Raw genomic sequence first — 7085 nt, 5'->3', positions numbered from 1 at the left:
ATCCGCGGTCAGGCGGGATCCGCGGTCAGGCGGGATCCGCGGTCAGGCCGGGAGGCCCACCAGCCGCGCCGATTCGGTCCACAACCGGTCGCCGCGCGCGGGATCGGTGGTGTGCGGTGCGGTCTCGACCGGCCGGCGGTCGACGAAGAACCGCCCGGTGACGCCGGCCAGCTTCGGCGCCGTCGCCAGCCAGGCCGGGGTGTCGGCGCCGACCTCCGGGCCGGGCAGGGACGCCGTGTCGAGCTGGAACGTGCGGGCGACGATCTCGTGCACCTCGGGCGCCTCGCCGGCCAGACCGGTACCGCCGATGATGCCGGGATGCGCGCCGTTGACGGTGACGCCGGTGCCGGCCAGGCGGCGGGCCAGTGCGAACACGAACATCGCGTTCATGTTCTTGGTCCGCCCGTACGCGCGGAACGGGCGCAGGCCGACCGGCTCGCCGAGCCGCTCCGGGTGCTCGAAGAGCAGGTCGTCCAGGTCGACCGGGGACCGGGCGAGCGAGACCGGATCGGCCCCGACCACCACGAACCGCGCCCGCTCGACCGCGCCGGCCAGCAGCCGCAGCAGCAGGTACGGAGCGAGGTGGTTGACGGTGAGCACCCGTGGCACGCCGGCGACGCGGCGGTCCAGCGGCGTGACGAGGGCCGCGTTGCTGATCACGGCGTCCGGCGGTGCGGCCGCCAGCAGCCGGTCGGCGAGCGCGCGGACCTGGTCGAGTTCGGCGAGGTCGGCGCGCTCCAGGGCCAGCTCCGCGCCGGGCACGGCGGCGACGATCCGGTCCCGGGCGGCGCGCAGGCGCTCGTCGCTGCGGCCGACCAGGGTGACCGTCGCGCCCTCGGTGGCGAGTCGACGGGCGATCGCCTCGCCGATCCCGTTCGTGGCGCCGGTGACCACTGCTCGCATGGGTTCCTCCTCAGGTTGACGTTGTCAACCTAGCGATGCGAGGTTGACAACGTCAACCAGGGATAGGGTGACGAGCGTGACCCCGACGACCCGCGACCTGCTGCTGGACGCGGCCGAACAGCTGCTCGACGCCGGCGGCGTCGAGGCGGTGACGCTGCGCGAGGTGGGCCGGCGGTCGGGCGTCTCGCACAACGCGCCGTACAAGCACTTCGCGAACAAGGAGGCGCTGCTCGCCGCGATCGCCGCCCGCGAACTGCGCCGTCGCCGGGACCGGCTCACCGCCGCCCTCGCCGGCACCGAACCACCCGAGCAGGTACTGCGCCGGTCGCTGCGGCGCTACGCCGAATGGGCGCAGGAGTACCCGGCCCGGTTCAAGCTGATCTACGGGCGCTGGACCACGCACTCCGACGAGCTCGCCGAGGCCGCACACGCCGCCTCCGCCCAACTGCTCACCGCGGTACGCGCGGGCCAGGCCACCGGCGCGCTCCCGCCCGGCGACCCGGACCGGCTGCTCGCACTGCTCCGCGCCCTCGCGCACGGCGCCGCCGACCTCGCCCTCGCCGGCCACCTCGCCCCCGACGGCAAGGGCCACGCCGACGCCCCCACCCTCATCGACGACCTCCTCACCTACCTCCACCCCTGAACACCGGGCCCGGTTCAGCACGTTGCGCGGTATGCCTTGCCCGGTCTCCGGTCGCCCACCGTGGTGTACCAAGGGCGGAGCGGCTCGGCGTCGATGGACAGGCCGCACCGGTCCCCGCGGTTCCGAAGCGAGCAAGGCACCGTCCGCACCGATCACCGACGCCCCGACCTTCCGAGGCGGCCAGGCGGCGTCAGGATCTCGTCTCCGGATCCCCGACGGGGGATGGTCAAGGGGGCGAAGCCCCCTCCCCACGTTCCCCACGAGGGGTCGAAACAGTGAACAGAGGTGGTCTTCACCCCCGCGACCCCGGGCCGCGGTGGCGATCAGGAGTCCCGCCGCCACGGCGCACGGGAGAGCCGCTGGCTGGGGTCGGTGGCGGGTCAGCAGGTGGTGGGGTCGGTGGCGTCGTGCAGGGCGACGAGGAGGCGGGTCAGTTCGGCGCGGTCGGCCGGGGAGAGGGCGAGGAACAGGTCCTCGGCGGCCTGCCGGCGGGTGTCCCGCAATTGCTGGAGCAGTTCGGTACCGGCGGGGGTGAGGGCGACGAGCACCGAGCGCCGGTCGTCCGGGTCGGGGCCGCGGGCGACGAGGCCGAGCTCCTCCAGCGCGTCCACGACGGCGGTGGCGGAGCGCGGCACGATGTCGAGCCGGGCGGCGAGCGCGACGATGCGCAGCGGGCGGTCGCTGTGTGAGATGACCCGCAGCGCGCGGGCCTGCGCGGGGGTCAGCCCGACCGGGGCGAGGTGCTCGGCGGACCGGTGCCGGATCCGTTTGCCCAGCCGGAAGAACAGATCGGCGAGCTGCGCGGTCGAACTGTCGGGCGTGGTCACCGTCGGCTCCTGGTACTCGGGTCTGCGTAGTCTAGCGGCCGATACTCGATTGCGAGCCTAACTCGTTAAGAGCTAGTCTCGTGATGATCGAGCGGCCGGTCGGCGTCCCGACGCCGCGGCGCCGCTCACGTTCCCCACCCTGCGGAGTGCTCCTGACGTGACCGAAGAAGATTCCCGTACCGAACGTCCCTCGCTGGCGCGGATCGCCCGGTTGTTCCGGCCGTACCGGCGCCGGCTCTTCGTGGTGCTGGCCCTGATCGTGGCGTCCGCGGGTCTGTCCACGGTGTCGCCGTTCCTGCTCCGGGCGGTGCTCGACGACGCCATCCCGCACCGCGACGTGTGGCTGCTGACCTGGCTGGTCCTCGGCATGATCGCGGTACCGGTGGTCACCAGCGCCGCCGAGGTCTGGCAGTCCTGGCTGTCCAACACCGTCGGCCAGCGCGTCATGCACGACCTGCGTACCGGCGTGTACCGGCACCTGCAGCGGATGTCGCTGGCGTTCTTCACCCGCACCCGTACCGGCGAGGTGCAGTCCCGGCTGGCCAACGACATCGGCGGCGTGCAGAACGTCCTGACCTCGACGATCACCTCGACCGTCGGCAACGTCACCACCGTGATCGCCGCGGTCGTCGCGATGGTCGCGCTGGACTGGCGGCTGGCCGTACTGTCGCTCGCGCTGCTGCCGGTGTTCGTCGCTCTGGCCCGGCGGGTGGGCGCCGAGCGCAAGGCGATCCGCCGGCGCAACCAGCAGCAGCTCGCCGCGATGTCCGCGCTGGTCGAGGAGTCGCTGTCGGTGTCGGGCATCCTGCTCGGCAAGACGCTGGGCCGCGGTTCGGTGCTCGCGGACCGGTTCGCCGGCGAGTCCGACCGGCTGTCCGGGCTGCAGGTCGACGCGGTGATGGCCGGCCGGTGGCGGATGTCCGCGGTGTCGATCACCTACGCGGTGCTGCCCGCGGTCGTCTACTGGGTCGCCGGGCTGAGCCTCGCGCACGGCGGCACCCTGGTGTCCATCGGCACCCTGGTCGCCTTCACCACGTTGCAGACCCGGCTGTTCCGGCCGCTGGTCTCGCTGCTCGGCGTCGGTGTCGAGGTGCAGACCTCGCTCGCGCTGTTCGGCCGCGTCTTCGAGTACCTCGATCTGCCGGTCGACCTGGCGCCCGGCCCGCGGTCGCTGCCGGCGGTGCGCGGCGAGGTGGCGCTGCGCGACGTCTCCTTCTCGTACGACCCGGACGGCGGCCCGGCCGCGCTCGCCGGCGTCGATCTGACCGTACCGGCGGGGTCGACGCTGGCGGTGGTCGGCGCCACCGGCTCGGGCAAGACGACGCTCGGCTACCTCGTCGCCCGGCTGTACGACGTGACCGGCGGTGCGGTGACCATCGACGGCGTCGACGTGCGGGAACTGGACACCGCCTCGCTGACCGGCGCGGTCGGCGTCGTCTCGCAGGAGACGTACCTGTTCCACGCGTCGGTGGCGGAGAACCTGCGGTTCGCGAAGGCGGACGCGACCGACGAGGAGCTCGTCGCCACCTGCCGGGCGGCCCGGATCCACGAGCAGATCGCGGCGCTGCCGGACGGGTACGAGACGGTCGTCGGCGAGCGCGGCTACCGGTTCTCCGGCGGGGAGAAGCAGCGCATCGCGATCGCCCGGATGCTGCTGCGCAACCCGCCGATCCTGATCCTGGACGAGGCGACGAGCGCGCTGGACACCCGTACCGAGCGGGACGTGCAGCGGGCGCTGGACACGCTGGCCGAGGGCCGTACCACGATCGCGATCGCGCACCGGCTGTCCACGATCCGGCACGCGGACCGGATCGTGGTGCTGGACGGCGGCCGGGTGGCCGAGTCGGGTACGCACGACGAGCTGATCGCCGCCGGCGACCGCTACGCCGCGCTGGCCGCCGCCTGACCCGCCGCCGCCTGACCCGCTGGCCCCGGCCGCAGTGTCCACTGTGGACACCTCAGTACCGATCCCAGCGACGGTGTCCACAGTGGACCGAATCGCGGCGGCGGGAGCCGGGCGGCGGTGAACGCCCGCCGCCCGACCCACCCCCGCTATGCGGCGCCGATGTCGCGGCGGCGCAGGCCGAGCAGGCCGATCGCGGCCAGCGCGATCGCCACCAGCGACAGGACGATCAGCGGGGTCGCGCTCACCGTCCCGCCGAGCACCGTCGGCGTGTGCGTGAACGGCGAGACGTCCCGCACCCGCTGGTCGAGCTTGAGCAGGTCACCGAACTGGCCGATCGCCACGAACAGCCCGAGCAGCCCCCAGGCCGCCACCGACCAGCGTGGCAGCAGACCGATCAGCGCGATGGTGATCCCGGCCAGCACCAGCGCGGCCGGCAGCTGCGCCAGCGCCGCACCGAGCAGCCGGCCGATCTGGTGGCCGACGTCGTCGCCGCCCCGCCCCAGCCCGGCGAACAGCCCCATCAGCACCAGCAGCCAGGCGGCGCCCAGCACCGCGACGGTGACGTGGCTCGCCGCCCAGCGCAGCCGGCCGACCGGCGTGGCGAGCACCGGCTCGGCCCGGTACGCGGTCTCCTCGCCGCGCATCCGCAGCAGCGACTGCACCAGGTACACCGCCACCACCAGCGCGGCGAGCGCCATGGTGAACGACAGGTACGAGTCGACCAGCGCCTGCTGGCCGCCCAACGCCTGAAGCATGTCCCGGACGCCCTTGCTCGCGGCGAAGTCGTCCAGCCCGTTCGAGACGCTGCCCAGCGCGGCACCGAGCACGGCGAACCCGATCGACCAGCCGAGCAACGTACCCCGGTGCAGCCGCCAGGCCAGGCCGAACGGCCCGGACAGGAGCCGGCTCGCCGCCGGCCGCCCCAGCCGCGCCGGCAGCAGCCCGGCGCCGAGGTCGCGGCGACCGGCCAGCAGGTACCCGGCGACCAGCAGGGCCAGCAGCGCGACCACCGGCGGTACGAGCAGCCACCAGTGCGGCTGCGGCGCGAACGCGCGGAACCGAACCAGCCAGCCCAGCGGCGACAGCCAGTCCAGCCAGGAGATCTGGCTGGTGGTGTCGCCGAGCGCGCGGAGCAGGAACGCGACCGCGAGCACCGCGGCGGCGATCCCGTTCGCGGCCCGGGAACTCTCGGTCAGCTGCGCGGTGAGCGCGGCGAGGCCGGTGAACACGAACCCGACCAGCGCGAGAGCCAGCGCGTACCCGAACGACGGGCCGGCGCCGACGCTGCCGGCCATCAGACCCAGCGCCACCAGCGGGATCGACACCACGTTGGTCAGCAGCGCGACGAGCACGCCGGCGGTGAGCGCCGAGTACCGGCCGGCGACGCCGGCGCGGATCAGCTCCAGCCGGCCCGGCTCCTCGTCGCCGCGGGTGTGCCGGGTGACGACGAAGATGCTGACCAGCCCGAGCAGCACCGTGCCCATCGTGTTCATCTTCCAGGTGGACAAGCCGCCGAGGGTGCCGACGTCCCAGGACGGGCCGTACATGGCGACGGTCGCCGGGGTGGCGCCGGCGCTGCCGGCCAGCTGGTCGCGGGACGCGGCCGAACCGAACAGGTCCTTGACGCTGAGCGAGGACATGATGGTGAGCAGGAACAGCACGCCGAGCCAGATCGGCACCATCAGCCGGTCGCGTCGCAGCGCGAGCCGCACCAGCGTGCCGGTACCGACGAAGGAGTGCTGCCCGCCGCCGGACTCCGGGGCCGCGGGGGCCGGCGCGCGGTCGGCGGTCCTGGTTCCGCCGCCGCGGGCCGGTGCGCGTCGGGTGCTGGTCATGCCGTCACCGCCGGTTCGTCCTGCTCGTAGTGGCGCAGGAACAGCTCCTCCAGGGTCGGCGGCTGGCTGGTCAGGCTGCGCACCCCGACCGAGGTCAGGTGCCGGAGCAGCTCGTCCAGCTTGACCGTGTCGACCTCGCAGGTCAGCCGGTTGCCCTCGGCGACCAGGTCGTACACCCCGGGGATCGCGGCGACGCCGTCGCCCGGCCCGGCGAGCTCGGCGGTGACCGAGGTGCGGGTCAGGTGGCGCAGCTCGGCGAGGGTACCGGTCTCCACGGTGCGGCCGGCCCGGATGATGCTGACCCGGTCGCAGAGCGCCTCGACCTCGGACAGGATGTGGCTGGACAGCAGGACGGTCCGGCCGCTCTTGCGCTCGGCCTGGATGCAGTCGGCGAAGACCTGCTCCATCAGCGGGTCGAGGCCGGAGGTCGGCTCGTCCAGGATCAGCAGCTCGCAGTCCGAGGCGAGCGCGGCGACCAGGGCGACCTTCTGCCGGTTGCCCTTCGAGTACGTCCGGGCCTTCTTGCGCGGGTCGAGGTCGAACCGGTCGAGCAGGTCCTTGCGCCGCACCGGGTCGAGGCCGCCGCGCAGCCGGCCGAGCAGGTCGATCACCTCGCCGCCGGAGAGGGTGGGCCACAGGTTGACGTCGCCCGGCACGTACGCGAGGCGGCGGTGCAGGGTGGTTGCGTCACGCCAGGGATCGCCGCTGAGCAGGGTGGCGGTGCCCTCGTCGGCGCGCAACAGACCGAGCAGGACGCGGATCGTGGTCGACTTGCCCGCGCCGTTCGGACCGAGGAAGCCGTGCACCTCGCCGGTGGCGACGTGCAGATCGAGCCCGTCGAGGGCCCTGGTGCGGCCGAACTGCTTCACCAGTCCGGTCGCCGAGATGGCGTTGTCCATGCCATCGACGCTACACTGAATTCATAATTTTGTGAATGTAGTGAAGGGCATAAACTCGCAGTACGACGATTC

General features: G+C 73.3%; 6 protein-coding genes. 2 read left to right on the top strand and 4 right to left on the bottom strand.

Annotated elements, in window-relative coordinates; genetic code table 11:
- Positions 1 to 42 precede the first annotated feature (42 nt).
- Complete coding sequence (locus tag NUM_RS00435) at positions 43 to 903, bottom strand: SDR family NAD(P)-dependent oxidoreductase (RefSeq protein ID WP_207122454.1); 861 nt, start codon at positions 901 to 903, stop codon at positions 43 to 45.
- 76 nt (positions 904 to 979) lie between these two features.
- On the opposite strand from NUM_RS00435, the gene NUM_RS00430 reads away from it, so the two are divergent.
- Positions 980 to 1546, top strand: coding sequence for a TetR/AcrR family transcriptional regulator (locus NUM_RS00430; protein ID WP_207122453.1), 567 nt, complete (start codon positions 980 to 982; stop codon positions 1544 to 1546).
- A gap of 380 nt (positions 1547 to 1926) precedes the next feature.
- Here the strand turns inward: NUM_RS00430 and NUM_RS00425 are convergent, their stop codons facing one another.
- A complete protein-coding gene (locus tag NUM_RS00425; protein WP_207122452.1) occupies positions 1927 to 2373 on the bottom strand; it encodes a MarR family winged helix-turn-helix transcriptional regulator in 447 nt (148 codons plus the stop codon).
- Between the two features lie 157 nt (positions 2374 to 2530).
- On the opposite strand from NUM_RS00425, the gene NUM_RS00420 reads away from it, so the two are divergent.
- A complete protein-coding gene (locus tag NUM_RS00420) occupies positions 2531 to 4279 on the top strand; it encodes an ABC transporter ATP-binding protein (RefSeq protein ID WP_225918232.1) in 1749 nt (582 codons plus the stop codon).
- 146 nt (positions 4280 to 4425) lie between these two features.
- Here the strand turns inward: NUM_RS00420 and NUM_RS00415 are convergent, their stop codons facing one another.
- Positions 4426 to 6114: an ABC transporter permease gene (locus NUM_RS00415; RefSeq protein ID WP_207122451.1), complete on the bottom strand. Its 1689-nt coding sequence runs from the start codon at positions 6112 to 6114 to the stop codon at positions 4426 to 4428.
- Positions 6111 to 7013 carry an ABC transporter ATP-binding protein gene (locus NUM_RS00410; RefSeq protein WP_207122450.1) on the bottom strand — a complete coding sequence of 301 codons (903 nt, stop codon included), beginning with the start codon at positions 7011 to 7013 and terminating at the stop codon, positions 6111 to 6113. Before NUM_RS00410 ends, NUM_RS00415 begins: the two co-directional genes overlap by 4 nt.
- Positions 7014 to 7085 lie beyond the last annotated feature (72 nt).

Origin of the sequence: Actinocatenispora comari, from assembly GCF_017312725.1 — a bacterium.
Taxonomy (GTDB): domain Bacteria; phylum Actinomycetota; class Actinomycetes; order Mycobacteriales; family Micromonosporaceae; genus Actinocatenispora; species Actinocatenispora comari.
This window is presented reverse-complemented; position numbering and strand designations above follow the sequence as displayed.

Bases quoted from the DNA above. Each gene is read 5' to 3' on its own strand.
- NUM_RS00415 (WP_207122451.1), bottom strand. From the start codon at position 6,114: ATGACCAGCACCCGACGCGCACCGGCCCGCGGCGGCGGAACCAGGACC.
- NUM_RS00435 (WP_207122454.1), bottom strand. From the start codon at position 903: ATGCGAGCAGTGGTCACCGGCGCCACGAACGGGATCGGCGAGGCGATC.
- NUM_RS00410 (WP_207122450.1), bottom strand. From the start codon at position 7,013: ATGGACAACGCCATCTCGGCGACCGGACTGGTGAAGCAGTTCGGCCGC.